Source organism: Nocardia amikacinitolerans NBRC 108937 (genome assembly GCF_001612615.1).
Classification (GTDB): Bacteria; Actinomycetota; Actinomycetes; order Mycobacteriales; family Mycobacteriaceae; genus Nocardia; species Nocardia amikacinitolerans.
Window position 1 is genome coordinate 220157 of sequence record NZ_BDAU01000001.1, and the last position, 25815, is coordinate 245971.

At 68.9% G+C, this 25815-nt stretch carries 22 protein-coding genes; 11 read left to right on the forward strand and 11 right to left on the reverse strand.

Annotated features, from left to right (window positions below):
- Positions 1-5 precede the first annotated feature (5 nt).
- Positions 6-1547 (forward strand): NADH-quinone oxidoreductase subunit NuoN, encoded by a 1542-nt coding sequence (gene nuoN, locus NAM01S_RS01040; RefSeq protein WP_245909993.1) that lies wholly within the window; start codon positions 6-8, stop codon positions 1545-1547.
- Between the two features lie 251 nt (positions 1548-1798).
- Here the strand turns inward: nuoN and NAM01S_RS01045 are convergent, their stop codons facing one another.
- A complete protein-coding gene (locus NAM01S_RS01045) occupies positions 1799-2497 on the reverse strand; it encodes a TetR/AcrR family transcriptional regulator (protein ID WP_067778095.1) in 699 nt (232 codons plus the stop codon).
- Between the two features lie 148 nt (positions 2498-2645).
- Here NAM01S_RS01045 and NAM01S_RS01050 point away from each other — a divergent pair, with 148 nt between their 5' ends.
- From NAM01S_RS01050 to NAM01S_RS01060, 3 genes are all read left to right on the forward strand, one after another.
- Complete coding sequence (locus tag NAM01S_RS01050) at positions 2646-3320, forward strand: SDR family NAD(P)-dependent oxidoreductase (protein WP_067778096.1); 675 nt, start codon at positions 2646-2648, stop codon at positions 3318-3320.
- Between the two features lie 77 nt (positions 3321-3397).
- Entirely contained in the window at positions 3398-3763 is a 366-nt protein-coding gene (locus NAM01S_RS01055) for a DoxX family protein (protein WP_067778097.1), read from the forward strand.
- A 255-nt stretch (positions 3764-4018) separates the two neighbouring features.
- Positions 4019-4795, forward strand: coding sequence for an SDR family oxidoreductase (locus tag NAM01S_RS01060; RefSeq protein ID WP_067778098.1), 777 nt, complete (start codon positions 4019-4021; stop codon positions 4793-4795).
- 249 nt (positions 4796-5044) lie between these two features.
- On the opposite strand, the gene NAM01S_RS01065 is transcribed toward NAM01S_RS01060, so the two are convergent.
- Positions 5045-6400 carry a serine hydrolase domain-containing protein gene (locus NAM01S_RS01065; protein WP_067778099.1) on the reverse strand — a complete coding sequence of 452 codons (1356 nt, stop codon included), beginning with the start codon at positions 6398-6400 and terminating at the stop codon, positions 5045-5047.
- A 276-nt stretch (positions 6401-6676) separates the two neighbouring features.
- On the opposite strand from NAM01S_RS01065, the gene NAM01S_RS01070 reads away from it, so the two are divergent.
- Positions 6677-7591 carry an RNA polymerase sigma-70 factor gene (locus NAM01S_RS01070; RefSeq protein WP_067778100.1) on the forward strand — a complete coding sequence of 305 codons (915 nt, stop codon included), beginning with the start codon at positions 6677-6679 and terminating at the stop codon, positions 7589-7591.
- 82 nt (positions 7592-7673) lie between these two features.
- Here the strand turns inward: NAM01S_RS01070 and NAM01S_RS01075 are convergent, their stop codons facing one another.
- Positions 7674-8522 carry a helix-turn-helix domain-containing protein gene (locus NAM01S_RS01075; protein WP_067778101.1) on the reverse strand — a complete coding sequence of 283 codons (849 nt, stop codon included), beginning with the start codon at positions 8520-8522 and terminating at the stop codon, positions 7674-7676.
- 151 nt (positions 8523-8673) lie between these two features.
- Between NAM01S_RS01075 and NAM01S_RS01080 the strand changes: the two genes are divergently transcribed.
- The 4 genes from NAM01S_RS01080 to NAM01S_RS01095 all read left to right on the forward strand — a co-directional run bounded on the left by NAM01S_RS01080 (position 8674) and on the right by NAM01S_RS01095 (position 12075).
- Positions 8674-9420, forward strand: a complete 747-nt coding sequence (locus NAM01S_RS01080) for an NADPH-dependent F420 reductase (RefSeq protein WP_253798096.1) — start codon at positions 8674-8676, stop codon at positions 9418-9420.
- A gap of 120 nt (positions 9421-9540) precedes the next feature.
- Positions 9541-10278 (forward strand): leucyl/phenylalanyl-tRNA--protein transferase, encoded by a 738-nt coding sequence (aat, locus tag NAM01S_RS01085; RefSeq protein WP_253798098.1) that lies wholly within the window; start codon positions 9541-9543, stop codon positions 10276-10278.
- A 63-nt stretch (positions 10279-10341) separates the two neighbouring features.
- Entirely contained in the window at positions 10342-10821 is a 480-nt protein-coding gene (locus NAM01S_RS01090) for an RrF2 family transcriptional regulator (RefSeq protein ID WP_067778102.1), read from the forward strand.
- 60 nt (positions 10822-10881) lie between these two features.
- Positions 10882-12075, forward strand: a complete 1194-nt coding sequence (locus NAM01S_RS01095; protein WP_067778103.1) for an MFS transporter — start codon at positions 10882-10884, stop codon at positions 12073-12075.
- Positions 12076-12109: 34 nt separating this feature from the next.
- Here the strand turns inward: NAM01S_RS01095 and NAM01S_RS01100 are convergent, their stop codons facing one another.
- From NAM01S_RS01100 to NAM01S_RS01135, 8 genes are all read right to left on the reverse strand, one after another.
- A complete protein-coding gene (locus NAM01S_RS01100; RefSeq protein ID WP_067778104.1) occupies positions 12110-13735 on the reverse strand; it encodes a TlrC/CarA/OleB/SrmB family ABC-F type ribosomal protection protein in 1626 nt (541 codons plus the stop codon).
- Positions 13736-13928: 193 nt separating this feature from the next.
- Entirely contained in the window at positions 13929-15149 is a 1221-nt protein-coding gene (locus tag NAM01S_RS01105) for a DUF418 domain-containing protein (protein WP_067778105.1), read from the reverse strand.
- A 120-nt stretch (positions 15150-15269) separates the two neighbouring features.
- Complete coding sequence (locus tag NAM01S_RS01110) at positions 15270-16025, reverse strand: hypothetical protein (RefSeq protein WP_067778106.1); 756 nt, start codon at positions 16023-16025, stop codon at positions 15270-15272.
- Positions 16026-16224: 199 nt separating this feature from the next.
- Positions 16225-17598 (reverse strand): three-helix bundle dimerization domain-containing protein, encoded by a 1374-nt coding sequence (locus NAM01S_RS01115; protein WP_253798100.1) that lies wholly within the window; start codon positions 17596-17598, stop codon positions 16225-16227.
- 505 nt (positions 17599-18103) lie between these two features.
- A complete protein-coding gene (locus tag NAM01S_RS01120; protein ID WP_067778107.1) occupies positions 18104-19555 on the reverse strand; it encodes a S8 family serine peptidase in 1452 nt (483 codons plus the stop codon).
- A 38-nt stretch (positions 19556-19593) separates the two neighbouring features.
- Entirely contained in the window at positions 19594-20193 is a 600-nt protein-coding gene (locus tag NAM01S_RS01125; RefSeq protein ID WP_067778108.1) for an HdeD family acid-resistance protein, read from the reverse strand.
- 78 nt (positions 20194-20271) lie between these two features.
- Positions 20272-20757, reverse strand: coding sequence for a DoxX family protein (locus NAM01S_RS01130; protein ID WP_255284282.1), 486 nt, complete (start codon positions 20755-20757; stop codon positions 20272-20274).
- A gap of 354 nt (positions 20758-21111) precedes the next feature.
- The gene (locus NAM01S_RS01135) at positions 21112-22224 is read right to left on the reverse strand and encodes a coiled-coil domain-containing protein (RefSeq protein ID WP_253798102.1); all 1113 of its coding nucleotides are present in this window, start codon (positions 22222-22224) and stop codon (positions 21112-21114) included.
- 429 nt (positions 22225-22653) lie between these two features.
- Between NAM01S_RS01135 and NAM01S_RS01140 the strand changes: the two genes are divergently transcribed.
- Together NAM01S_RS01140 and NAM01S_RS01145 are read left to right on the forward strand one after the other, a co-directional pair.
- Positions 22654-23844: an NAD(P)/FAD-dependent oxidoreductase gene (locus NAM01S_RS01140; protein ID WP_067778110.1), complete on the forward strand. Its 1191-nt coding sequence runs from the start codon at positions 22654-22656 to the stop codon at positions 23842-23844.
- A gap of 71 nt (positions 23845-23915) precedes the next feature.
- Positions 23916-25421 (forward strand): carboxylesterase/lipase family protein, encoded by a 1506-nt coding sequence (locus NAM01S_RS01145; RefSeq protein ID WP_067778111.1) that lies wholly within the window; start codon positions 23916-23918, stop codon positions 25419-25421.
- Positions 25422-25815: the final 394 nt, after the last annotated feature.

A 25815-nucleotide genomic window follows, 5' to 3' on the forward strand; every position in this document is an offset into this window, starting at 1 on the left:
CACCAATGCTCATCGTGTTCGGCGTCGCGGTGGCCACGGTCCTGGTCGAGGCGTTCGTCGCGCGGCGGTACCGCTACGGCACCCACCTGTGGCTCAGCCTGATCGGTCTCGCGGCGGCGTTGGCGGCCGTCGTCCGGCTGGCGGGCACCGAAACCACCGCGGTGGCAGGGGCCGTCGCGATCGACGGGGTGACACTGTTCCTGCAGGGCACCATCCTGGTGGTGTCGATCCTCGGCGTGCTGTTCATCGCCGAACGCGGCGCGCAACCGCGGGCCCGTTCCGGGCCTGGCACCTGGAGCCTGGCCGCGGCGACCGTCGGTCGCGGCGCGGACGCGTTCACCCCGCAGGCATCGGCGGTTCCGGGCAGCGCGGACGAACAGGCCGCGATCCGCGCGGGCATCGCGACCACCGAGGTCTTCCCGCTGACGCTGCTCGCGATCGGCGGCCTGCTGCTCTTCCCCGCGTCGAACGATCTGCTGACCATGTTCGTCGCGCTGGAAGTGCTGTCGCTGCCGCTGTATCTGCTGTGCGGGCTGGCGCGGCGCAAGCGACTGCTCTCCCAGGAGGCGGCGCTGAAATACTTCCTGCTCGGGGCGTTCTCGTCGGCGTTCTTCCTGTACGGCGTCGCGCTGCTGTACGGGCAGGCGGGCACGGTGCGGCTGGCCGGGATCGCCGACGCCATCGCCGCGCAGCCGTCCGACGCGATGCTGGCGCTGCTCGGCGTGGCGATGCTGGCGGTCGGGCTGTTGTTCAAGATCGGCGCGGTGCCGTTCCAATCCTGGGTTCCCGACGTGTACCAGGGCGCGCCGACCCCGATCACCGCGTTCATGGCGGCCGCCACCAAGATCGCCGCGGTCGGCGCCATGTTGCGCATCCTGCAAGTAGCGGTTCCGGGTCTGCGGGACGACTGGCGGCCGGTGCTCGCCGCGGTCGCGATCGCGACGATGGTGGTCGGCGCGGTACTCGCGGTGACCCAGACCGATGTGAAGCGGATGCTGGCGTATTCGTCGGTGGCGCACGCGGGCTTCATCCTCACCGGTTTGGTCGCCGCCAACGACGCGGGCGTCGCGGCGGTGCTGTTCTATCTGGTCGCCTACGGGCTTGGCACGCTCGGCGCGTTCGCGGTGGTGAGCCTGGTCCGCGAGCCCGACGGTGACGAGGCGACCGCGCTGGCGCAGTGGGCCGGACTCGGCCGCCGCTCCCCTTGGCTCGCCGCGGTTTTCGCGCTGCTGCTGCTCTCCTTCGCCGGTCTGCCGCTGACCAGTGGGTTCGTCAGCAAGTTCGCCGTGTTCGAGGCGGCCGCTTCCGGTGACGCCGTCACGCTCGTCATCGTCGGCGTCATCTCGAGCGCCGTCGCGGCGTTCTTCTACGTCCGCGTGATCGTGTTGATGTTCTTCACCGATCCCCCGACGGATGCCCCGGTGGTGGTCACGCCCGCGCTCACCCAGGCGATCGTCCTGCTGACCGCCGTGGCGACCCTGGTGCTCGGTGTCTTCCCGCAGCCGCTGCTGGATCTGGCCGAGCGCGCGTCGACCTTCGTGCGCTAGGCTCGCGAGCACACGCGATGGCCCCGACCGGAACTCGGTCGGGGCCATCGCTTTTCGCGCTACTTGTCGAGTTTCGCCCGGAACGGGCCGCCGACGCTGTTGAACACCGGGGCTCGGAAAGATTCGATCATGTAGTCGCGCCTTCGCGCGTTCGGCGAGGGTGATCCATGGCAGGTGCGCCGGGCCCAGTCGTCATACGTCGCAAGCCCCTGCGGGGCCTGGCGTCGAGGAGGCCGATGGCAGCATGGCCCTCAATCCTTCTTCGCTGGTTCCGGCGAGGCGCAGCGCTCCTGACTGGCACGCAGCATGGCGTTGTAGAGGGCGCGGGGCTCGGGCGAGTCGGGCAGGGGGCCGCGGGCTGGGGCCTCGAAGGACTGGAGCATCAGAGCCACGACACGTTTCCAGGCGTCGGGCGCGGCGTCGCCGGTGGCGTTGACGACGCCGGCAGTGACCATGTGCACCAGCACCAGGTCCTCGGGGGTGAAGTCCTCACGCAGACGTCCTGCGGCCTTGGCGCGGCCGATGAGCTGGACAACGGCCTCGTACGCCTGGTCTCGGCGCTCCTCCAGAACCTTGGCCGTGGGGAAGGTCATGGTCAGCACGTCGGCGAAGCCGTGATCGGCGGCCTGCATCGCACAGGCGGTCTCGATGAACCCCGCGAGACCGTGCCAGGGATCGGGGTCGTCGAGCGCGACGCCGACCGCCTCGACGTAGGCGTCCATACGGTCGGCGAAGACCGCGGCGACCAGTTCCTCCTTCGTCGGGAACCTGCGGAACAGCGTGGCGATGCCCACCCCCGCCTCGCGGGCCACGGAAGCCATGGAGGCATGCAGGCCCTCACGCCTGAACACCGTGCGCGCGGCGGCGACGATCCGCGCGCGGTTACGCTCCGCGTCGCTGCGCAGAGGCTGCGCGGCAGGGTCATCGCCGGCTTGGGCGCCAAGGTTCATGACACTCACCCTACCTAATCGGAATACCCTATCCGCTTCTAGTGTTATCGTAGGCATCACGAAACGGATAGGCCTTTCCAGATAACGAATCGGATAGCCCTTTCCGCGTCTGTATCCAAGACGCTTCCCCCATCGAAAAGACTGCACCATGCCCAGCATCGCCATCGTCGGAGCTGGCCCCGGAATGGGCCTCGCCATCGCCCGCACCTTCGGCTCGCGCGGCTTCGACGTCGCTCTCATCGCCCGCAACCGCGCCAAGCTCGACGACCTGGTCGGCCGGCTCACCGCCGAGGGCATCACCGCCGCGGCGTTCCCGGCGGACGTGCTCGACCACGACGCGCTGACCCAGGTCCTCGAGGACGCCGCCACCCGCTTCGGCGGCATCGACATCTTGGAGCACTCGCCCGCTCCGAGCATCGGCTCCATGACCCTCACCTCCCCGTCTCAGACCAGCGCCTCCGATGTACAGGGATGGATCGACTTCCTGCTCTACAGCGCCATCACTGCCACCCAGGCGGTCCTGCCCGCGATGCGTGAGGCCGGCGCGGGCACCCTGCTCTTCACCAACGGTGCCGGCTCGGTCGACCCCAACCCGATGCTCGGCAACGTCAACCCCGCCCAGGCGGCGCTGCGCAACTGGGCGCTCAACCTGCACAAGGAGTTGGCCAGCAGCGGTATCCAGGCCGCGCACGTCGCCATCGGCGTGTGGATCGGCGCGGGCGGCCCTCCCGAAATCCCGACCGCCGAGCCCGATGAGATCGCCCCTCTCTACTGGGACCTGCACACCCAGCGCGACGAAGCCGAGCGCGTCTTCACCGTCTGACGCCCCGCCCCCTCCTGATCCGCCGCGGCGTTCTCCGCCCCGGCGCCACCGAAGAAGAAGGTTCCCGCTCCGATGAATTGTTCCTGTGGATCCTGCAAGGCGTCCTCGCCGCCCTGTTCGTGGCCGCGGGCATCCTGAAGTCCACCCAGCCCCGGGACAAGCTCATATCCCAGCTGCCCTGGGTCAGTGACGTCCCTACACCCGTGGTGCGTCTGATCGGCGTCGCCGAACTCGCCGGCGGCCTGGGCATGATCCTGCCGGGTGCCTTCGACACCGCCACCGTGCTCACCCCGCTGGCCGCCACCGGCGTGGCTGTGATCATGATCCTGGCCGTGGGCCTCCACGCCCGCCGCAAGGAACCGCAGGCGATCGGGTTCAACGCGATCCTGCTCATCGGCGCAGTCCTCGTCGCATGGGGACGGTTCGGGCCCTACGCCTTCTGACCGTCGGCACTGCGCCGGGCGTGTCGGTGACCGACCTCGGCCGGTTCGGCATTCGGCGTCTTCACCCGCTCGGAGTTCATCGGCCGCACCGTCGGTGTCGCCGATGGACACCTCACCGATGCCGAGATGGTCCGCTACGGGCGAGACGTTCCGTAGTGGTGAGTGCGCACACAGACCAGCTCCAAGCCTGCGAGCCGGGCCGGACGTCTCGCCCCCGGCCCCACCACAAATATCGTTCCCGACATTGGAGAAACCGTGAATCTCGATCTCGCCGACAAGACAGCCGTTGTCACCGGCGCCAGCCGGGGCATCGGACTGGCCGTCGTCCGCACCCTGATCGGTGAAGGCGCCCGGGTCGTCGGTGCCGCTCGCACCATCACCACCGAACTGAAAGACACTGGCGCGTATACCGTCTCGGTGGACCTGACTACCCCCGGCGGCGTGTCCACCCTGGCCGATACCGCGCTGGCCGAGCTGGGTGGTATCGACCTGCTGGTCAACAACCTGGGCGGCGGGGAGGCAAGCTTCGGTTTCCTCGATGCCGATGATGCCGAATGGGCTCGCATGTTCGACGTCAACGTGTTGAGCGCTGTCCGTACCACACGAGCGGCCCTGCCAAGCCTGATCGAGCGCCGGGGAGCGATCGTCAACATCTCCTCCACCGCCGCCCGCACACCCGGGAATGTCCCGGCCACCTACAGCGCGGCCAAGGCGGCCGTGACCGCCCTCGGGAAATCTCTGGCCGAGGAATTCGGAGCACGTGGTGTCCGCGTGAACACGGTTTCCCCCGGCCTGGTTCGCACCTCCATCTACGAGGACCCCGACGGCCCGGTCGCCAAGGCCGCCGTCGCGGCCGGCCAGAGCATGCCCGAGTTCATCGATCAGCTCACCAACGGCTCGCAGATCACCACAGGCCGGATGACCGAGCCCGGGGAAGTGGCCGCGCTGGTCGCATTCCTGCTGTCCGAAGTCGCCGCCAACATCACCGGCGTCGACTACGTCATCGACGGCGGTGCCATCAAAACGGTCTGACCCGGCTCACAGCGTTCGATGCCCTGCCACCGCGCCCCGTTATCCGGGGCAAGCCGGAACGGCGGGTTCCGATGGCCGCGAAGGTGACCCGCCTGCCCACCGCACCGGCGGCGCGCACTCTGCGCTCGGCCGCCGAGGCGTTCCTCGACACCATCGGCTCGGATCCGTGACCGCACCCGCGGCCCGGTCTTCCTCTACCGGAGCCCCGTTCTGGACGACGAACGCGCACCGCGCCCACCGCGGCCGGTCTCATGCGGCGACGCGCCGGAACAGTCGGCCAGCGAGGTCGACGCCGACGATCCGGCCGTGCTCGTCGCGGGAGAAGTAGCCGAGCTGTCCGCGCAAGCCGCCGTCGGTGACGATGTATTCGTCGCCGGGCAGCAGGCCGATGGCGGCGGCCGGGTAGTCCGGCGGCATCTCCTGATCCGAGGCCGCTCGGATCTCCGGCTTGATGCCGACCGCGAGGCTGAGCCCGGTCGCGTCGGCGGCGATGACGAGTGTCATCGCGTCGATGTCGTAGGTGCCCGCCAGTTCCGCGGCGCGTGTCGCGTCGTAGGGCAGCGGTTCGGCGTCGCGGTCGAGGACGTTCAGGTAGTGCTCGAGCGCCCAGCGGACGATCGCCTGGTTGCAGGCGATGCCCTCGGGCCCGGCGTTGGACATCACGACGATCGCGAAGTCGCGTTCGGGGACGATGAGCAGTTCGGCGAACTGTCCGTTGCCGGACCCGCCGTGCCCGATGGCCCGCACACCGTCGATGTCGCGCAGGAACCAGCCGATGCCGATGGCGTCGCCGAACGAGCTCGCCCGCAGCGCGACGGTCGGACGACGCATCGCGAGCAGACTCTCGGCGGGCAATACAGCGCCGCCGTCACCGAGATGGAAACGGGCCCAGCGCAATTGGTCGGCCGCCGAGGACGCGAGACCGCCGCCCGGGTTGTTGGCGCGCGAGGGCCGCCACTGGCGCGCGACCGTCAGCGAACCGTCCGCCTCGGCGTTGTGTCCTTCGGCGAACCGGCGGGCGGTGATCTCGTGCTCGGCGAAGAAGCTGTGCGACAGGCCGATCGGCGCGAAGACGAGCTCGGCGACGGCCTGCTCGAACGACTGCCCGGTGACCTTCTCCAGGATCCGCCCGGCCAGGTTGTATCCGGCCTGGCTGTAGGAGGCTCGCTCGCCGGGGGCGGCGATCAGGCCGAGTTCCGGGAGGCGGGCGACGAATTCGGCCAGCGCGTCCGCGCCGTCGCCGGTGTCGACGGCGAGGTTCCAGTCCAGTCCCGCGGTGTGGTTGAGCAGGTTCGCCACGGTGATTGTGTTGGCTGCGTCCTCGTCGGCGAGTGCGAGCTCGGGGACGTACTCGCGCACCGGCGCGTCCAGTTCGACGCGCCCTTCCGCGACCAGTCGCATCAGCGCGGTCGCGGTGTAGGTCTTGGTGATCGAGCTGAGCTGGAACAGCGTGTCGCTGTCGACCGGCTGCGGGTCGTCCAGGCTGGTGACGCCGTGGCAGGCGAAGACTTCGCGGCCGTCGACCAGCACGCCGACGGCGAGACCGGGAATCCCGTACTTCGTGGCGGCTGCTTCGACGAATTCGGACAGGGTGACATCGGACATCGGGCGTTTCCTTTCATGTTCGTGGAACGCCCATGACGATGCCGACCGCCGCTGACAGCGCACTGACAGCGCGCTGATAGCCCCCAGCCCGTGCGCACGCCGCGCGAGAATGCAGAAGGTGCCCGCACGCAGCTGCGCGGTAATTCGATCAGCCGCGGTAGTGACCACCTCGGGTGGGACGGCGTGAGGTAGGTCATTGCCGCCGGGGTGTCACAAAACGGTGGGGACCGGCATCTGGTGGGTGACATAGTCGAGAGCAAAGAGACAGGAGCCCCCATGGCCAGCACGTTGCCGGAAACCGAGGACGGCGGACCCGACGCCGCCACGGCGGCGTTCGTCGCGCACCGCAACCTGCTCTTCACCGTCGCCTACGAGATGCTCGGCTCGGCCGCCGACGCCGAGGACGTCCTGCAGGAGACCTGGCTGCGGTGGGTCGGCGTCGATCTCGACGAGGTGCGGGATCGGCGCGCGTATCTGGTTCGGATCACCACCCGTCAGGCGCTGATCCGGTTGCGTACGCTCGGCCGCCGCAAGGAGTCCTACGTGGGTCCGTGGCTGCCCGAGCCGCTGCTGACCGCGCCGGATGTGGCCGAGGACGTGGAGTTGGCCGACAGCGTCTCGATGGCGATGCTGTTGGTGCTGGAGACGCTCACGCCGACCGAGCGTGCAGTGTTCGTGCTGCGCGAGGTGTTCGACGTCGGGTACGACGAGATCGCCGCAGCCGTCGACAAGAGCAAGGCCGCGGTTCGCCAGATCGCCCACCGCGCGCGGGAGCACGTCGCCGCGCGTCGGCCGCGCGGTGTCGTTTCGCCTGCCGAGACCCGCGGTGCGCTCGAGGCGTTTCAGCGGGCGATCGAAACGGGCGATCTGCAGAGTCTGGTCGACATTCTCGCGCCGGACGTCGTGCTCCTGGGTGACGGTGGCGGCGTCGTGCGAGCCGTGCAGCGGCCCGTCGTCGGGGCGCACCGGGTCGCTCGTTTGCTCGGCGGCGGCTTGGGTCGGCTCGACGCCGCGGTGTCGGTCGAGCAGGTGCAGGTCAACGGCTGGCCCGCGCTGATCGTCCGGTTCGACGACGAGCTCGACAGCGTCGTCGCGATGCGGATCGACGACGGGTTGGTCACCGGGCTGTACGTCGTGCGCAATCCCGAGAAGCTGTCGCATGTGGAGCACGAGAACGTGGTGAGTCGTTGAGTCGCTCGGGGTTCGTCCGCTTCATCGAGAGCTGAGGCGTGGTCGACACTCTCGTGCTGCTGCGACGGTTCGGCGGATTGCTCTAGTCGACGGCCACCGGTAGTCGGTCTCCGAGCCTCCGCAGCGCCCGCTCGGACGGGGAGCCCGGTTCGGCGGCGAACAGGTCGAGGCCGCAGCACGACGGCGCGTCGGGTAGTGAGACCAGTTCGCGGTGCAGCGTGAGTTCACCCGCGATCGGATGGTGCAGCACGTATATCCCCGACCGAAACCGTGCGACCTGGTGTTCGGCCCACATGCGCGCGAAATCGGTACTGAGATCACGCATTCGGTCGATGTGTGCCGCGAGTTCGCGGTCGCCGCGATGCCGTCCGAGCAGCACGCGCAGGTGAGCCACGTGCTCGCGTGCCGCCCGCGTCCACTCGGCGCGGTGCAGGTCGCGTAGATAGGGCTCGGTGAACAGCAGGTGCGACAGTGTGCGGCGGTCGTCGGGCAGTGCGGGAAAGTCTCCGAACACCGCTACGGCGAGGTCGTTCCAGCCGACGATCTGGGTGTGCTTGCCGATCAGCAGCGCCGGTGTCATCACGAACGACTTCAACAGGTAGCGCAAGCCGGCGAGCGCGTCCGGCGATGCCGTGTCCTGCGCACACGGCGTGGGACGCCGTGCGATCCGGTGCAGGTAGGCCAACTCGTCGGTGTCCAGGCGCAGTGCCGCGCCGATCGCGTTCAATGCCTCGTTCGAGACACTCTCGCTTCTGCCCTGTTCCAGTCGCGTGTAGTGCGCGATGCTGACGCCCGCGACGCGCGCCAACTCCTCACGCCGCAAACCGGCGACCCGGCGCACTCCCCCGTAGTCGCGCAGCCTGACGTCCTCCGGGCGCAGGCGCGCGCGGCGCGACTTGAGGAACTCGCTCAGCTCTGTCCGGTCGTCCACGTGACAACGCTACGCCCGAGCGCGGTGGGTGATCACGCCGTGAGTATGCAAAGTACTGGCCTGGTTCGGTGATCGCGGCGGTTCCATGCTGATGGACGCGCGTCCCTGCGCTCGCCGGTTCCGGCATCCACACGAACGAACGGAGAAATCTGTGCCGCACACACTCGGATTGATCGGCAGCGGAATGATCGGGTCTTCCGTTGCCCGCCTTGCCGTTTCGGCAGGGCTCGAAATTGTCCTGAGTAATTCGCGAGGCCCCGAGACCCTCGCCGACCTGGTCGCCGAACTCGGCGGGCGCGCCCGAGCGGCCACCCCGGCAGAAGCGGCGCGCGCCGCGGACCTGGTGGTCGCCGCGATCCCGCTCACCGCCTTCGCGCAGCTCCCCGCCGACGCACTGTCGGGCAAAACGGTGCTGGACACCGCCAACTACTACCCCGAGCGCGACGGCCACCTGACCGAACTCGACACGGGCACACTGACTTCCAGCGCCCTCCTGCAACGCCACCTCCCAGAAGCGCAGGTGGTCAAGGCATTCAACAACATCACCCCGCACCAGCTGCTCTCCCTCGCCCGCCCCGCGAACGCACCGGACCGCAGCGCCCTACCCATCGCAGGCGACCACGCCGAGTCCAAAACCGAGGCCACCCGGTTGCTGGACATGCTCGGCTACGACGCCGTGGACATCGGCCCCCTCGCCACCAGCTGGCGCAGCGAACCCAACACCCCGGTCTACATCGAGCCCTACCTCGGCGCCCGCCCCGCCATGAACCTCGACGAGTTCTTCCGCTGGACCCTGCAAACCCCCGGCGTCCCCGTCCCCGCAGCACGAATCTCCGAACTCATCGAAACCGCGGACCGCCAAAAGCCGGGCGAGGCCAGGCTTCCCAGCGCCGACTAACCCGTCGAGCGCTCGAGCGTCGGGCGGAAACCGGTCAGTCTACGTCCGGGATTCCCGCGCGACGGTTCGTCCCGTCGTCGCAGCCTGAGGTTGGTCGCTGAGGTCGGTAATGTCTGTCCGGTGACCGACGCTACCGACCTGATGAGGATGTATCTGGTCGATCCAGACCAGCCTTTCCCACCTGTCGAGTTCGCGGATCCGTCCGGACTGGTCGCTCTCGGCGGGGATCTGTCGCCAGAACGGCTGTTGGGCGCCTATTCCGCGGGCATCTTTCCCTGGTACAACCCCGGCGAAACGATCCACTGGTACTGCCCGGACCCGCGGAGCATTCTGGTGCCGACCGACCTGCGGGTGAGCAAGTCCTATCGCCGATCTGTCGCCAATGCCGATTACGGGGTGACCATGGATCGCGCCTTCGCCGAGGTGATGTCGAAATGCGCCGAACCGCGTGGCAAAGAGGACGGAACCTGGATCGGCTCGGACATGCTGGCGGCCTACCTGCGGCTGCACCACCTCGGTCATGCGCACTCGGTCGAGGTATGGCGCGACGGCGACCTTGTCGGCGGCCTCTACGGCGTCGCGTGCGGCCGCTCCTTCGCCGGTGAGTCCATGTTCTCCCGCGCCCGTGATACCTCCAAGGTCGCGCTGTATTGGCTCTGCGCCCAACTGGCCGCCTGGAATTTCGCCCTCATCGACTGCCAAGTCACCTCCAGCCACCTCACCTCCCTCGGCGCCATCGACGTCCCCCGTGCGGACTACCTGCACCTACACACCCAGGCCGCCGCCCGCCCCGGCCTCCCCGGCCCCTGGCAGTTCGAAATCCCGGTTCCCAACTCCCCCAACCACCTACCGACGTGAACGATCACCGTAGATGCCGCGAAGATTTCGTCGGGAAATTCGGGACATGTACCATCCCTATTCATGATGATGGGTGAAGGGGTGGAGTGGGGATTGCACTGTTGCATGGTGCTGGCCTGGCTCGACGACCATGCGCCGATCGCCACCTCTCGGCTCGCGGAGATGTTCGAGTTGCCGCCGGAGTATCTGAAGAAGCGGCTGCAACCGCTGGTGCGGGAAGGGATTCTCGAGTCCGCTCCTGGCGCGCGCGGCGGATACCGGCTGGCGAAGGCGCCAGGGCGCATCACGTTGATGGACGTCGTCGCCGCGGTCGAAGGCCGCACGGGCGCGTTCCGCTGCACCGAGATCCGTCGGCGCGGAGCCGGCGAGACCGCGGCCAAGTCCGAATTCGCCGAACCGTGCGGGATCGCTACCGCGATGCGCCGCGCCGAGCTGGCGTGGCGGCGCGAGCTGACGAGTCAGACCATCGCGGATCTGATCGCCGATGCCCCGCCGAACGCGCCCAGGCGGGCGCGGCGGTTCTATGAGCAGCTGACCGCCTGAAGCACACCCGAGGAACACCTGCCCGGCCACCGGCCGGGCTTCTTTCGAAAGGAATTCGGGATGTCGGATGTCCTGATTACATCTCGCGAGACCCGGTCGAATGGGTTGCGCCGCACTCTGATTCTGGCGTTGGGCACCTTCGCCGTCGGCACCGACGCGTTCGTTCTGGCCGGATTCCTTCCGGACTTGGCCGCCGATCTGGAGGTGTCCACCGCGACGGCCGGTTCGGCGGTGACGGTCTTCGCCGCCGGATACGCGCTGGGCTCGCCGGTGCTGGCCACGGTCACCGCGCGGGCGCCGCGGCGGGGGTTGTTGGTCACCGCCTTGCTGGTGCTCGCTGTCGCCAACCTCGGATCGGCTCTCGCACCGACCTTTTCGATCCTGCTGCTGACCCGGGTCCTGGCCGCTGTCGGGGCGGCGGCGTTCACCCCGAACGCGGGCGCGGTGGCCGCGGCACTGGTGCGCCCCGACGCGCGAGCGCGGGCGCTGGCGGTGGTCGTGGGCGGACTGACCGTCGCGACCGCGCTCGGCGTCCCCTTGGGCAACGCGCTCGGGCAGTGGCTGGGCTGGCGCACGGCCTTGGCCGGTGCCGCCGCGCTGTGCCTGCTGGCGGCGGCGGGGGTGGCGGCATGGGTGCCGTTCGTGCCCGGCAGTCCTGGCGTGCCGCTGACCACGCGATTGTCGGTGTTGCGCGACCGGACCGTCGCGAAGGTCCTACCGCTGACCGTACTGGGCATGGCCGCGGCCTACGTCGCCTACGCCTACGCTGTGCCCGCGCTCGGCGCACTGGGTATCGGCGCTTCGAGCATCGCGTGGATGCTGTGCCTCTACGGAATCGGCGCGGTCACGGGCAATCTGGTGTCCGGCTACGCCACCGACCGCTGGGGCTCGACGCGCGTGCTCACCATCGGTTACTCGACCATGGCCGCGGCCTTGGGCGGCATGGGCGTCCTCGCGGCCACCGGCACGCGCGCACCGATGCTGGTGGGGGCGCTCGCGATGGCGTGGGGTGCGGCCAGTTGGTGCCAGACCCCTGCCCAGCAGCATCGGCTTATCGACGCTGCCCCGCAGGAGTCCGGACTCGTGGTGGCGCTCAACGCCTCCGGCATCTACCTCGGCATCGGGGTCGGCACCCTGCTCGGTGGTCTCACCACCGGTCACGGCGCGACCACCATGTTCGCCACCGGCACCGTCCTGGCCGCGAGCGCCCTTGTCTACCTTCGGTTCACCGCGACAGCGACCCGACCTGTGTAGGTGTCGAGTTCGGCGATCGTGCCCCGGAGCACCTTCATGCCGCGAGCGCATTCGCCGACATCTCCATTCGGTTGCCGCCGAAGCGGTTTCGCATGGCGCGGTCGTGGGTCACCACCACGACCGCGCCGGGGTAGTCGGCCAGCGCGTCCTCCAGTTCCTCCACCAGGGCCGGAGCGAGGTGGTTGGTCGGCTCGTCGAGCAGCAGCAGGTCGGCGGGTTCGGCGACGAGCCGAGCCAGTTCGAGCCTGCGACGCATCCCGTAGGACAGTTCGTCGAGGCGCAGCCGCAGTTCCGCGGGACGGAACAGGCCCATGGACAGCAGTGTGTGGGCGTGTTCGTCCGGGTGTCCGAGGCGACCCAGCGCGAAGGCCTCCAGCACCGTCAGCCGCGGCGGCCACGGCAGTTCCTCCTGCCGAAGGAAACCGACGCGCCCCTCGACCCGCACCGACCCTCGGTCGGGAGCGAGCTCACCGGCGAGGACCCGAAGCAGAGTGCTCTTGCCCGCCCCGTTGGGTCCGGTGATGAGCAGCCGTTCCCCGTCGGCGATGCGCAGCCCGTCCAGCCGCAGCCTGCCCGCGACGACGATGTCGGCGAGTTCCGCTACCGCACCGGACATTTCGGGCTCGCTCGCCCTGGCGAGGTCGGCGCCGAACCGCAACGGGTCCGGCGGCGCGCAGACCGGGTTGTCGGTCAGCCGCGCCACCCGCTCCTTGGCGTTGCGGATCCGCGACATCGCCCCGTGTTCGCGCCCCCGCGCGCGAAACGGTCCCGCGGCGAACACCGCGAGCGGCAGCTTCCGCGGAATCGCCTCGAGGCGAACGACATTGGACTGCGCCAGGCGACGGTTCCTGGCCAGCTCGGCCTTCCAGTCGGCGTACTCCTGCTCGCGACGACGACGCTGCGCGGCCTTGGCGGCGAGGTAACCCGCGTAGCCGTCACCGTGCCGGGTCACCGCGCCTTCGGCCACCTCCAGGATGGTGGAGGTGATGCGCTGCAGGAACACCCGGTCGTGGGTCACCGCGACGACGGTGCCGCGATGCCCGCGCAGGTGTTGTTCGAGCCAGGCCACGGCCCGGTCGTCCAGGTCGTTGGTCGGCTCGTCGAGCAGCAGCAGTTCCGGCGCCGCCGCGAGGGTCGCGGCCAACGCCAGCCGGGATCGCTCACCGCCGGACAGGGTGTCCAGCCGTCGCGAGCGATCCAATCCGGGCAGGCCGAGGCCGGTGAGCGCGATGTCGACCCGGGTATCGGCGTGGTAGCCGCCGCGCGCCTCGAAACGAGCGAGCAACTCGCCGTAGGCGTCCAGCTGTTCCTCGACGGGCCCGGGTAGCGCGAGCGCCGCCTCCGCGGCACGCAAGCGGTTCTCGAGCTCGCGCAGGTTGGCCAGCGCCAGGTCGATCGCGTCGGCCACCGTCGCCGATCCCGGGAGCCCGAGAGTCTGTGCGAGATAACCGATTCCGCCGGGAGCGGTGACGGTCACCGTCCCGTTGTCCGGGCGTTCGCGCCCGGCGATGACCTGCAACAGTGTCGATTTGCCCGACCCGTTGTCGCCGATGATGCCGACGGTCTCGCCGGGCTTGACGGTCAGCGAGACGCGGTCGAGCACGATTCGGTCGTCGTAGCGTTTGGTGACGTCGGAGAGGGTGAGTTGAGCGGTAAGCATGGGCGATCTCCTGTTCTCGGCCGACCGGCCGGATCGATGGGGAACCCGCACACGAGAAGACGACCGCGGCAGCGGCGTGAAGGGTGCGGGGATTACCGACGCGGAGCGAGGCTCGACGCGTGCGGCGCGATCAGGAGAACAGGAAAATCAAACCCATGAGGTCTGCCAAGTTAGCCGCCCAATCCCGCTGGCGTCAACCCTCTTTCGCCGGGACGTGATCCGGATTACGCCACGCCGCTACGCGCAGGTAGGTGACCGAGCGCAACAGCCATTCCACCGGACCGTACCGGTGCTCGCGCAGCCACCACGCGCTGAGCGCGAGCTGAGCCGCGTAGGTCAGCAGCGCTAGCCCGATCACTGCGGCGGGCGGCACCTTGCCGGCGAGCGCGAGTCCGTACCCGGTGTAGAGCGCCATCAACACGATCGACTGGCCGATGTAGTTCGAGGCCGCCATCCGTCCTGCGGGCGCGAGCCGGGCGATCGCCCGCCCCGTGCGTGGTGCGCGGGCGAGCAGCACGATGCCCGCGATGTAGGCGAAGGTCATCACCGGATTCACCAACTCCTGCACCCCGATCCACCACCACGGCCCATCCCAACCGACCGAGATCGCGAACGTCACCGCAGAGATAGGCACACCGATCCCCAGCCCGATCGCCAGCACGCGCGGCGCCCATCTATCCAGTGTCTCGCCGTCCTCGAACAAACCCCGTTTGCCCGCCGCCATGCCGATCAGGAACAGCCCGAGGCTGGTCATTCCTTGCGTGAGCCAGGTGAGCAGCAGAAAGAGCGGCGCGTAGGACAGCTGGGTGTCCAGGGTGTCGGCGAAACCGCCGGTGTAGCCCTCGCGCATCGCGGGCAGGTCGATGAACTGGGCCAGCGCCTGGTACGGGTCGGCGCCGCCCCCCGGCACGAACGCCCACAGGCACCACAGCGCGTACAGCACGCCACCGGTGATCAGCGCGGTGCGCGGCCGCAGCTTGCGCAACAGGATCAGGACCAGGCACAGCATCGCGTACAGGGTCAGGATGTCGCCGATCCAGAGCAGAAAGACGTGCGCGAGCCCGATCGCCATGAGCGCCGCGCACCGCCGCAGCAGCCGCGCGTTGGCCGACGCGCCCGCCCGCTGCGCCGCCGCGATCTGCAAGGTGAACGAGTAGCCGAACAGGAACGCGAACAGCAGGTAGAACCGTCCGGCGAACAGCGCGTCCACGACGCCGGTGACCAGGTGGTCGACGGCGCCCTGGTAGTGCTCGCGCGGTCGGTCGCGGGTTCCGTCGAACGACCACAGCGCCGTGGCTACGGTGACGTTGGTGATCAGGATTCCGAACAGCGCGAAACCGCGCAGGATGTCGAGTTCCGCGATCCGCCGTCCGGTGGTCGCGGCGGGCAGCACGGATTCGGTGGCACCGGACATGTTTCGACGCTAGCGGCCGCACCGGCCCGAACGCGTCCTCCGTCGGAGCGATTCGCGAACCGGGCGAAGTCGGGGCGGTTCGCGACCTCCGGCGTATTGACCACGCGGGATCGGCGGGCGTCAGCCCAGATCCGCGACCTCCAGGTAGATCTGGCGTTCGACCGCGAGTTCGGCGAGGAAACCCTGCGCACCGCCTGCCGACGGGGTTGCGCGGAACGCCGCCACCGCGATCTCCCCGGTCCGCAGCCGCTGACCGTGGAACTCGCGCTGCCCCAGAATGATCGGCTGCGCGGTGTCGAAACCGCGCTCGTGCACGTCGTCGGACAGCGGCCTGCCGAGCATGTCGGTGACCGTGCCGGGGATCAGGCGCACGGCCACGATCTGATCGAAGCTTGGCCGCCGCGCGATCCGGTGCGCGAGATACAGCCGGCCGGGACGGCCGAAGCACAGGTGCGTCAGCAGCTCGTCATCGCCGTACGGCTGGAGTTCGGCGAAGTAGACGACATTGCGAACCGTGGCCACGACATCGCGTGCGACGATCGGCCCGCCGCGTTCCAGGTGCCCCCGGTACAGCGTGCCGCGCAGCTCGGTGCGCGGCCGATCGCCGTGCGGATCCAGCTCGGTGAGCGGGAAGAACTCGGGTTCGAAGGTGTGGAATCCCTCGTAACCGATCCTGCGGTCGGCGCCGAGCGCACGGCAACCGTGCTCGTCGAGGTCGACGGCGAGCAGCACCTGGAAATTGTGCCGCGCCTCGAACGTCGGCAGATACGAAAGGTAGCAGTCCACGCCCGTGCCGAACACCAGCATGGCGTGCGTGCCGGTGGCGCCCTCCGTGGCGCTCGATCGCTCGATCGCGTGGGTGTGTATGCCGAACATCGTTGGGGCTCCTCTCTCTCCAACCCCTATAGCTAGGGAGAGTGGCACCAAACCCGGTCACAGCCACGAGTGCCGGGCTACTCGATTCCTCGCGTTCCGGCTACTCGCCGGGGCCGATCCGTGCGCTGCGCGCTCGGGCCCTCGGTCACACTTCCGTTTACACTTGGATCATCGTCACGATACGCCCGAACGCAACACTTCAGTTATACGACTGAGTGACCCCGTCGAGCAGGTGCTCCATGGTCTCGAACGTCGGCGCGTCGACCACATCGATCAGATTCGCGGGCACCGGCACCTTGTTCTCCGCGGTGACCTGCGCGAACTGTGCCGCGTCTCCGGTGCGGAAGCCGTGTTCGGCGGCGAGCCGCTGCAACTCCGGATCGGTGGACAGCAGGCGGCCGAGCCGATCGCCGGATTCGTCCAGCGGCACCAGCGTGTGGGTGGACAGCACCGTCGGCGACGGGTAGGTCAGCACCATGTCCGGCTTCAGCTGTCCCTGCACGGCGGCCTCGACGAACTGGGCTTCGTAGATCATCACCAGCGGCGTCGGGCCCATCCCCGCGGTGAGGTACTCCTGGAACGGGCCCGCGCTCGAGTTCTCCGCGTAACCCTGGCCGGTGAACAGTCGCGAGACGATCGGCAGCACCCGCTTCTCGGCCTCCGCGCCCTGCACGACCGCGCGGTCGTTGGCCACGAACCCGGCGATGGCCAGGTACATCGCCGCGGAGTTGGAGGTCCGCGGGTCGGTGGTGGAGACCAGGATGTTCTTGCGCACCGGATAGGTGATGTTGTCGGGCAGGTGCGCCCACTCGGTGTTGCGGCCGACCAGCTCGAGGTAGCGGGCCATGTCGAAGGTCGGCACCGGACCCGGCCGGACCACGCCCGCCGCGGTGAGCAGGTCGGCGATCGGACGGAAGGTGGCGATCGCCATCGGCGAGGCGAACGGCGTGTACTTGGTGGCGACGTTGCGGGCGCGCTGGATCCGCTCGGCGGCGGGTGCGCTGGAGGGGAACGCGAAGCTGTGGTTCGCCAGGTCGATCGAGGCGATCTGGCGGGAACCGGCGGGCTCCACCTCGGCCTTCAGCCCGTGCCCGGCGAGGGCTTCGACGACGCGGGGGTCTTCGAAGAACGCCATCTTCTCCGAGCCGACGACGCCGTGCACGGTGGTCAGCGCCGGAGTCGACGCCGCGGACGGGGCGGGATCGGGCTGACGCATCACCAGCACGACGACCAGCAGTGCGACGACGGCCAGCGCGCCGCCGAGCAGCGCGAGCTTGCCGTTGCGCGGGAACTGGCGTAGCCGAGCGGTGAGATCCGGACGCTCGCTCGTCGCCGGGGCGACCGCGACGCGCTCGGTCGGGGCTTCCGCCGATTCGGGTTCGAGCTCTCTGCGCACGATCCGTTCGACGAGGATCGGCACGAACTCCCGCACGGGACGCCCGTCGAAACGTTGCCGAGCCGAGCCGATCGCGGTCTGGATCTGTTCGGCGGAGTGGGTCTCGGTGTAGTTCTCGACCAGGCTGTCGGTCAACCGGCGGATCGCTTGTTCTTCGCGGACGGTGTCGACAGCCACCAGCTCTCCTCGATGTGCTCGGTCGGATCTCGCGACAGCATTCAGGCACCTGCGCGCGCCGAAACCATACCGGCATTTCGGCGCCGCCGACACTCCGCGCAAACCCGGCGAGGCGGCAATTCGGCTGCGGGTGAAGGCATCTCGGCGGTGCGGCTCTGACCAGAAGTCCGACCGTTGCGGTGCAGGTCAACGGGTATGTCCTCGTCTCGCAAGTCTCTTGCGCACCCAATGATGTACCGCCACAGTGCATGCCATGCCGCGGTCACGGCAAACACAGAGTTCAACCCGACATCGGCTGCACGCCATCGAATGTTGTGCCGCGGTTCACCGACCGACCGCGGCGTGCACCCGGCCGTGATGCCCCTTCCCACACACCGTCTGTACGCCTCACATAGTCGGTGCCTATGCGAGGCGTACAGAACCTATGTGGGACAGGGCCGTATGCGTGGGGTCTGCGGATGGTGGGGTCACGCGCTCAGCTGCGTCGGTCGGCCGTCGCGGGTGGCTAGGGCTCGCCCACCATGGCGCGGATATCGGGCAGGTTGCCGATGCGTTGGGCGACGGTGCGGCCGGGGGCGTCGGTCTGCGGGGAGCCGGTCGCGCGCAGCAGTTCGCGCAGTCCCGCAGGGTCGCGTCGCCCGGACTCGGCGGTGATGCCCAGGTAGCAGGCGAGCGCGCCGACGACGATCGGTGACGCGCTCGAGGTGCCGCTGAATTCGTCGGTGTACCAGTAGTCTTCGTCGCCGCCGCCCTGCAGGTCGCCGTATCCGGTGGTGGTCACCTCGCGTCCCCAGCCTTGCGCGTCCACGCGGGAGCCGTAGTTGGAGAACGCCAATCGGGACCGGGCCGGGCCGTGGTCGCGGTCGTGCGTGCCTGGCGGCGGAGCGCCCGCGCCCACCAGCACCGCGCCGGAATCGGCGGCGCCGCCGCGGAAGGGGTTGCGCCACGTCTCCGGGAAACCGCTCGGGCGGGTGTCGTAGAGCGCGGCGTCGAGGTCCTCGCCGCCGTTGCCCGCCGCTTCCACCACGATGACGCCGCGTGCGGTGGCGTAGCGGATGGCGGCGAGGTCGTCGGGCCACCATTCGATGGCGATGTAGCCCAGCTGGTCGGGGCGGCCCTGGTAGTTGCGGCGCGGTCCGGGGCGGTGCAGTTCGATGAGGATGATGTCGCCGGGGTGCAACGCGTCGGCGGCGGTGCGGATCGCCGCGGCCGATCCGGGGCCGAACACCGAGACCGCCCGGATGGTGGCCTCGGGCGCGATGCCGGTGATGCCGAAAGCGTTGACGTCGCCGCTGATTTCCCCCGCGACCGCGGTGCCGTGGTTGCGCCAGCCTTCGTCGGCGGAGGGTTCGCCGCCGATGACGCCGCCCTGATTCTGGGTCAGGTCCTCGTGGGTGAACCGCCACGCGCCTTCGATGTCGATCACCCGCACGCCCGTTCCGCGCCCGCCGGGCCTGCTCCACGCCCAGCGCGCGTCGATACCGGTCGGCGCGGCATCCAGATATCCTTGCCTGCCTTGGAAATCCGGCGTCACCGCTGGGGCCGCGGCCATCGAAGCGGACACCGCGGACAGCGGCGCGATGGGCGGTTCCGCCGGTGGTTTGACGTAGGCGCCGGCCACCGCATCGTCATCCCGCAACTGTTCGGCAACCGCTTCGAGGTCGTCGGCGACGCCGAGCACGGCGAAGTAGTTCAGGTACTGCGCGCCGATCGATTCCTGGTCGGTGCCGCGCAACCGCCCCGGCAGCCGGTCGGCCGGACCGAAGATCGGGGACAGCCGGGCGCCGCCGGGCAGCGTCGCCTGCAGATGGGATCGCCCGGCGGCGCTGTCCCGCAAGGCGATCGGGCCGATGGGACGCGCCGCCCCATGGGTGACGACGATGAGTTCCGCGGGCGATCGCGTCGAACCCGGTACCGGTGGCCGTGCCGAACTACGCCGCTGATCCGTGGGTGCCATAAGAGACAGTGAACCGGTTGCGCGGGCGTCCCGCCAGTTCAGCTGCGTGGCATGGGCACTCGCGTCAGGCCGGGGACCCGCACCGTGGCGCCGCGACCGACGCCGGACAGTGCGATCTCGAGCCCGCCGAGCACCGCGAGGCACCCGCCGACGAGCACTCCGAGGGTGTCGAGTTCCTCGAGCGGCAGGACGAGCACGACGATGCCGATGATCATCGTGAACACCCCGAACAGTTCGTGCCGTCCGCTGTCGGAGAGCTGCTCGTCGTCCCAGGCCGCGACGGTGGCCTGGGTAATGCCGCGGATGGTCCAGCTCAGTCCGATCCACATGGCCAGCAGCAGCACGGAATTGCCTCCGCGCAGGCATGATACGGCCATCAGCACCGAGAGCAGTCCGCTGACGAACACCAGCGTCCGCAGCGGTAGCGCGAAGCGTGCGCCGACCGCGAGCCACAGCTGCGCGGCTCCGGAGGCCAGCAGATACAGGCCGAACAGCAGCTCCAGGGTCGGCACGGACTTCTCCGGCCAGACCGCGACAAGCACGCCGAGGGCGACGGAGCACACACCCACGACCAGAATCGCCTCCCGTCCCCCGCGGACCCGCGACTCCACACGCCCCTCACCATCGTTTCCGGGCATAGCTCCATGATATGACCGCAGAACACGGTTAGCCTGAAGTTTGCTATTTGTGGTTCAGCCTGCAACGACTTACCCGAATCAGCCGGTGAAGGACTCGGGGCCGAAACGTCCCCAGGCCACGAAGGCGGCCAGCGCGAGGTAGACGAAATTCAGTGCGACATATTTGTACTGGCCGTAGCGGGCGTGGGTGATCATCGCGCCGATCATCAGCAGGACCCAGCAGACGGCCGTCACCGGCACCAGCACCGGCGCGATGTCGAGCACAGCCGGCAAGATGAAGCCGGCCGCGGCCAGGATCTCCAGGGCTCCGAGAGTTCTGACGAAACCGGCGCTCGCGTGCTCGGTCCATCCCCCGCCGGACTTCCTGCCCAATTCGTCCAGCTTGGCTTTGGGCATGAACGCTTTGGTGGCGCCACCGAAGAGGGCCAGGGCGGCAAGCAGTCCGGTGACGATCCAGAGGGCGAGGTTCATTTGCTTCTCCTGAGGTGCACGCGACTCGGGCTCGTCCGGGATCCGGTCGAGCCGTTCGTCGTCGTCGGACTGCCGGATGCCGTTCGCGGGCATCACCGGTCGGCTTCCCGATGGTGTAACTGGTCGAGCATCAGACACCGCCGACCCTGGACGTGTGACACCCCCGCCGGCGTGACCTCCGCCACCGCATGGACCGCCCTTCCGGCCGAGCATCGACACGCCTGGCCATTGTGTGGCGATCATCGACGCACCAGACGTCTGGTCACCTGCGTCGGCGCGTCGGACGAGCTCGCGCAGCCCTTCGTCAGATCGGGCACCTGACCGACCGGCACGTCGAGGCACGTCGCCCCGAAGCCGAGTTCGAGACCCGCTGAGTCTGGGCTGAATTCCGGCGGAGTGCCAGTCACCCGGCGACAAGCTGGATCGCCACTCACGCCGCGAATTCCGTCAGGGGCTTTGGACCGGTTCCGTAGTGGCTCCGATGCGGGAGGCGGCGAGCAATTCGTCGAGTTGGCGTTCGGCGCGTTCGGCGCGGGCGAGGGTTTGGCTGCGGGCGTCGTCCAGGGCGGCGATCCGTTGGGCGGCCTCGGCGCGGGCCCGTTCCAGGGATGCGGCCGCTTCGGCGCGGTAGGCGGCGGCTTCGGCGGCGGCGGTGCGGCGCAGGTCGGCGAGTTCGGTTCGGGTGGCGTCGAGTTCGGCGCGCAGGCGGGTGAGTTCCTCGCGGGCCTCGGCGAGGGCTTGGGCGCGTTCGGCGGTGGCCTGTTCGGCGCGGTCGATGGCGCGGTCGGCGTCGGCGGCGCGTTGCACGGCGAGGTCTCGTTCGGCGCACGCCGCGGTGATCCGCTGGGCGGATTCCCTGCGCACCTGTTCGATCTCGGCGGCGGCTTTGCCTCGCGCCTTCTCCACGTCCTCGCTCGCCTGCTGACGCGCGCGTTCGACGTCGTCGACGGCTTCGCGGCGCACCGCGCGGATCTCGGCCTCGGCTTCGGTGCGCGCGGCGAAGACGTCGTCGGCGGCCTGCTTGGTGACCCGTTCGACCTCGCGGAGCGCGTCGTCGCGGGCGGCATTCGCCTCGGCGACCAGTGTTTCCGCCCGTTCGGCGGCAGCGGCGGCATCGTCGGCGGCCGACTCCGCGATCCGTCGCGCCTCCTCGGCCTCGCGCCGCGCCTGCTCGGCGGCGACCGTCGCGACCTCGGCCTCCGCGATGCGCCGGGCGGCGTCGGCTTGCACAGCCTGCACCTGTGCTTCGGCGATCGAGGGATCAGCAAGGGTGGAGAGTTCGACGACGGCCGCGTTGAGGTTGTTGCTCAGCTGTTCGGCCAGGCCACGGAACTGGGCGAGCAGCTCGTCGGCGCGCGCCCGCGCCGCGGTCACCGGACCCTGTGGCGTCACAGTGACGGAAGCGGCGGGAGCCTCCGACTCCTGTTGCAGCCGTTGCCTTTCCCGCCACGCCCGCCATCGCGTGTGGTCGGGGTGTTCGCAGTATTCCGACGGTCGCCCGGGGCCGCCGCCGCGCGTGATGGGCCGGGTGCATCCCGGATAGCTACAGGTGCTGGACACCGGAGAATCGTAGCGTTGTTTTCGTCGTGTCCAACGTATTCACACGAAACGAAATCCGTGTCGGCACAAGGGAAGACATCGGCCCAGTTCGGCTCGCTGACCGCCGATAAGTGAACATTATCGGCGGTCAGGATCTGCAACTCCCCCGGTCGACGCCAGATTCGATTCGTTTACGTTTGGTCGCAACAAACGCAACGTAACGGCTACGAAACCCTTTGAAAACTAGGACCGCTGGCACACACGTACCACTCCCGCCTGAGCGAGCTGCTGGATGGGCGAGGGTGCCCACGCACTCCCCTGTGCGGCGGCCCCGTCGATCGCAGGCGAGCCCAACAAGCCGAACCACCACTGTGATCTGCCTCATAAAGTGTCAGATTTTTCGTCGCTGCGGTGTCTTGTGATCGACCCACTCGGATCGAAGGAGACACCATGGGCAAGAACATCGAGGTAGTAGTGGTCGGCGGCGGATACGCCGGAGTGATGGCGGCCAATCGGGTGCGGCAGCGCGACGACGTGGCGGTGACCCTGATCAATCCGCGGCAGGTCTTCGTACCACGGCTGCGGCTGCACCAGCTGGTGGGTGGCACCCACGATGCGGTGGTCGACTACCAAGAGGTGCTCGCCGAGGGCGTCGAGCTGGTGGTCGACAACGCGACGCGCATCAACGCGACCGGGCGCACCGTGACCCTCGCCGAGGGCGGCAGCATCGGCTACGACTACCTGATCTACGCGGTAGGCAGCTTCACCGGCGGACCACGCGTGCCGGGTGCGGCCGAATTCGCTTATCCCGTCGCGACTTTGGAGGCCGCTCAACGGCTGCGGTCGGTGCTCTTCGACACGCCTGCGACGGCAACGGTGACGGTCGTCGGCGGCGGGCCGGTGGGTATCGAGACCGCCGCGGAACTCGCGGAACAAGGTCGCAGTGTCAGGCTGGTCTGCGGCGCTGTCGTCGGCCCGTACCTGCATCCCAGCGCGCGGCGCACAGCACGCAAATACCTCACCGAACTCGGCGTCGAGGTGATCGAAGGCCCGGATACGTCGGTCGCCGCGGTGGGATCGGGAACCGTGGAACTCCGCGACGGCCGCACCCTGGCGAGTGGGGTCACCATTTGGGCCGCGGGTTTCGATGTGCCCGATCTGGCCGAACGCAGCGGGTTGCGTACCGATGCCGCCGGGCGGCTGCTCACCGACGAAACGCTGACCAGCATCGACAGCGATCGCATCATCGCGGCGGGCGACGCGTCGGCGCCCTCGGACCTGCCGTTCCGGATGAGTGCCTACGTCGCAGGCTGCATGGGCGCCCACGCCGCCGACACGCTGCTGGCCAGGATCGCGGACGAGCAACCGGCACCGATCGACTTGGCATTCCAGGCCATGTGCTTCAGCTTCGGCCGCGGCGCCGGGATCTTCCAATTCCTCAACAAGGACGACACGGCGAAGCGGTTGTACTTCACCGGGTTCATGGGCCGCAAGCTCAAGGAATTCTCCTGCGCCGCCAGCGTCAAGCACCTGGTGACCGAAGCCAACAAGCCCGGCTCCCATCACTGGCCGAAGGACGGTGCACACCGCCCCGCCCTGCTGCGAGCCCGGAACGAGAACGTGACGACACCGAGCGCGTAGCCGCCGCTGCTCTCAGTGGCACGGTGTGCGGCAGTCGGCACCCCGACGGTTCGAGGGGTAGACATGACCGAGTGACTATCGAATCTCGAGTCCGCACGGCAGCCGGAGTCGTTCGTGGCAGGTGGGAGGACGGCGTCGCGGTATTCCGCGGAATCCCCTACGCCGCCCCACCATTCGGCCCACGACGATTCGCGGCACCCGTGGCGGCCGAGCGCTGGGATGGCGTTCATGACGCGGTAATGTTCGGTCCGGCGGTTCCCCAAGCGACGAACAGGGGTTCGGTGATGTCTTCGGTGTCCGGCCGCACCGAGGACGGTTCCGAGGACTGCCTGACCCTCAACGTCTGGTCCCCCGACCCCGGCGCCGCGCACCTACCGGTGATGGTGTGGATCCAGGGCGGCACGTACCTGGAAAACAACTGCGCCAACCCGCATTACGACGGTGCGAAGCTCGCCGCGTCCGGTGTGGTGTTGGTGAGCATGAACTATCGCGTCGGCGCAGAAGGTTTCGCCCACATCGCAGGAGCCCCGGACAACCGAGGCATTCTCGACCAAATCGCCGCGCTGCGGTGGGTCCGGGACAATATCGCCGTCTTCGGCGGCGATCCGGACAACGTCACCGTCTTCGGTCAGTCCGCCGGTGGCGCGTGTATCGCCGCGCTGCTCGTCATGCCGTCGGCGGCGGGACTGTTTCGTCGTGCGATCAGTCAGAGCATGCCGGGCACCTACTTCTCCGCACGGCTCGCCGCCGCGATCTCCACGACTATCGCCGCGCAACTCGGCGCCGAGGCCACCGTCGACGAGCTCGCCCGAATCCCGCCACGGGCACTGACCGACGCGACGGCGGCGGTGATCCGGAAGATGCCGGACTTCGTCGAATCGTGGGGCCCCATGGCGTTGACACCGACGCCGTTCTCCCCCGTCGTCGACGGCATCCTGCTCCCTGAGGCACCGTGGCGCGCACTCGCCCGCGGCGCCGCGCGTGACATCGACCTGCTCGTGGGGCACACCCGTGACGAATTCCGGCTCTACACTTCCCGTCCCGGCGGCGCGCCGACCGATGCGCGAATGACCGCAGCCTTCGACCATCTCGCGCCGACCGCGGACCGCGACTACCGCACCGCCTATCCCGACGCCACCCCGAGCCAACGGTATGAACTCCTCAACACCGACTGGCTGTTTCGCATGCCCAGCCTGCACCTCGCCGACGCCGCCCACGCCGGCGGCGGACCCGTGTGGCTCTACGAACTCCACTGGAGCTTCAACCGGGAGCAGGGCGCCTCGCACTGCCTCGACTTCCTGCTCGTGTTCGGCACACTCGGCGCCGACGAGGTGCGCGCCCACCGGTCCGCCCACCCGAACGCCGTGAAGGAGATCACCCACGTCTCCGCCGACATGCGCACCGACTGGGTGACCTTCGCGACCACCGGCGAACCCGGCTGGGCACCCTACGATCCGCACGCCCGAACCACCCGCGTCTACGACGCCACACCGACTACTCGGCCCTATCCCGAGCAACGCTCCCGACGCATCTGGTCCAGCCATGAGTTCGGCACCCTGGACCTGCGTACCGGGTAACCGCGTCAACAGACATCTCCGTATTCCGCTGCGGTGCACGCGATTTCGCACGCTTCGCCGATCGGACACACGGCCATGAGGGATGCTGCGAAGCGGCGATCGCGGGGTCGCGAGGAGCGGACCGGCGACGACTCCGCGACGGATGTACTGGTCGCGCGGTCGACCGAGGTCTGCGCACCCGCCAGTTCGGCCGCGCACGCTGCGCGCGAGTTCGCCGCGATCATCCAGGATGCAGCGCGCGAGCTGACCTCGATTCCCGAACAGCCCTGCGGCGCAGTCTGTTCGACGTAGGGTGCGCACGAATGCGATTGCGGGTTCGGCTCCGCGCGCCTCTCGGCTATTGGCTATTGGCTATTGGCTATTGGCTATTGGCGCGAGCAACGCAATGGCGGCG

Bases quoted from the DNA above. Each gene is read 5' to 3' on its own strand.
- nuoN (WP_245909993.1), top strand. From the start codon at position 6: ATGCTCATCGTGTTCGGCGTCGCGGTGGCCACGGTCCTGGTCGAGGCG.
- NAM01S_RS01045 (WP_067778095.1), bottom strand. From the start codon at position 2,497: ATGAACCTTGGCGCCCAAGCCGGCGATGACCCTGCCGCGCAGCCTCTG.
- NAM01S_RS01050 (WP_067778096.1), top strand. From the start codon at position 2,646: ATGCCCAGCATCGCCATCGTCGGAGCTGGCCCCGGAATGGGCCTCGCC.
- NAM01S_RS01065 (WP_067778099.1), bottom strand. From the start codon at position 6,400: ATGTCCGATGTCACCCTGTCCGAATTCGTCGAAGCAGCCGCCACGAAG.
- NAM01S_RS01070 (WP_067778100.1), top strand. From the start codon at position 6,677: ATGGCCAGCACGTTGCCGGAAACCGAGGACGGCGGACCCGACGCCGCC.
- NAM01S_RS01090 (WP_067778102.1), top strand. From the start codon at position 10,342: ATGATGATGGGTGAAGGGGTGGAGTGGGGATTGCACTGTTGCATGGTG.
- NAM01S_RS01095 (WP_067778103.1), top strand. From the start codon at position 10,882: ATGTCGGATGTCCTGATTACATCTCGCGAGACCCGGTCGAATGGGTTG.
- NAM01S_RS01100 (WP_067778104.1), bottom strand. From the start codon at position 13,735: ATGCTTACCGCTCAACTCACCCTCTCCGACGTCACCAAACGCTACGAC.
- NAM01S_RS01105 (WP_067778105.1), bottom strand. From the start codon at position 15,149: ATGTCCGGTGCCACCGAATCCGTGCTGCCCGCCGCGACCACCGGACGG.
- NAM01S_RS01110 (WP_067778106.1), bottom strand. From the start codon at position 16,025: ATGTTCGGCATACACACCCACGCGATCGAGCGATCGAGCGCCACGGAG.
- NAM01S_RS01120 (WP_067778107.1), bottom strand. From the start codon at position 19,555: ATGGCACCCACGGATCAGCGGCGTAGTTCGGCACGGCCACCGGTACCG.
- NAM01S_RS01125 (WP_067778108.1), bottom strand. From the start codon at position 20,193: ATGCCCGGAAACGATGGTGAGGGGCGTGTGGAGTCGCGGGTCCGCGGG.
- NAM01S_RS01130 (WP_255284282.1), bottom strand. From the start codon at position 20,757: ATGCCCGCGAACGGCATCCGGCAGTCCGACGACGACGAACGGCTCGAC.
- NAM01S_RS01140 (WP_067778110.1), top strand. From the start codon at position 22,654: ATGGGCAAGAACATCGAGGTAGTAGTGGTCGGCGGCGGATACGCCGGA.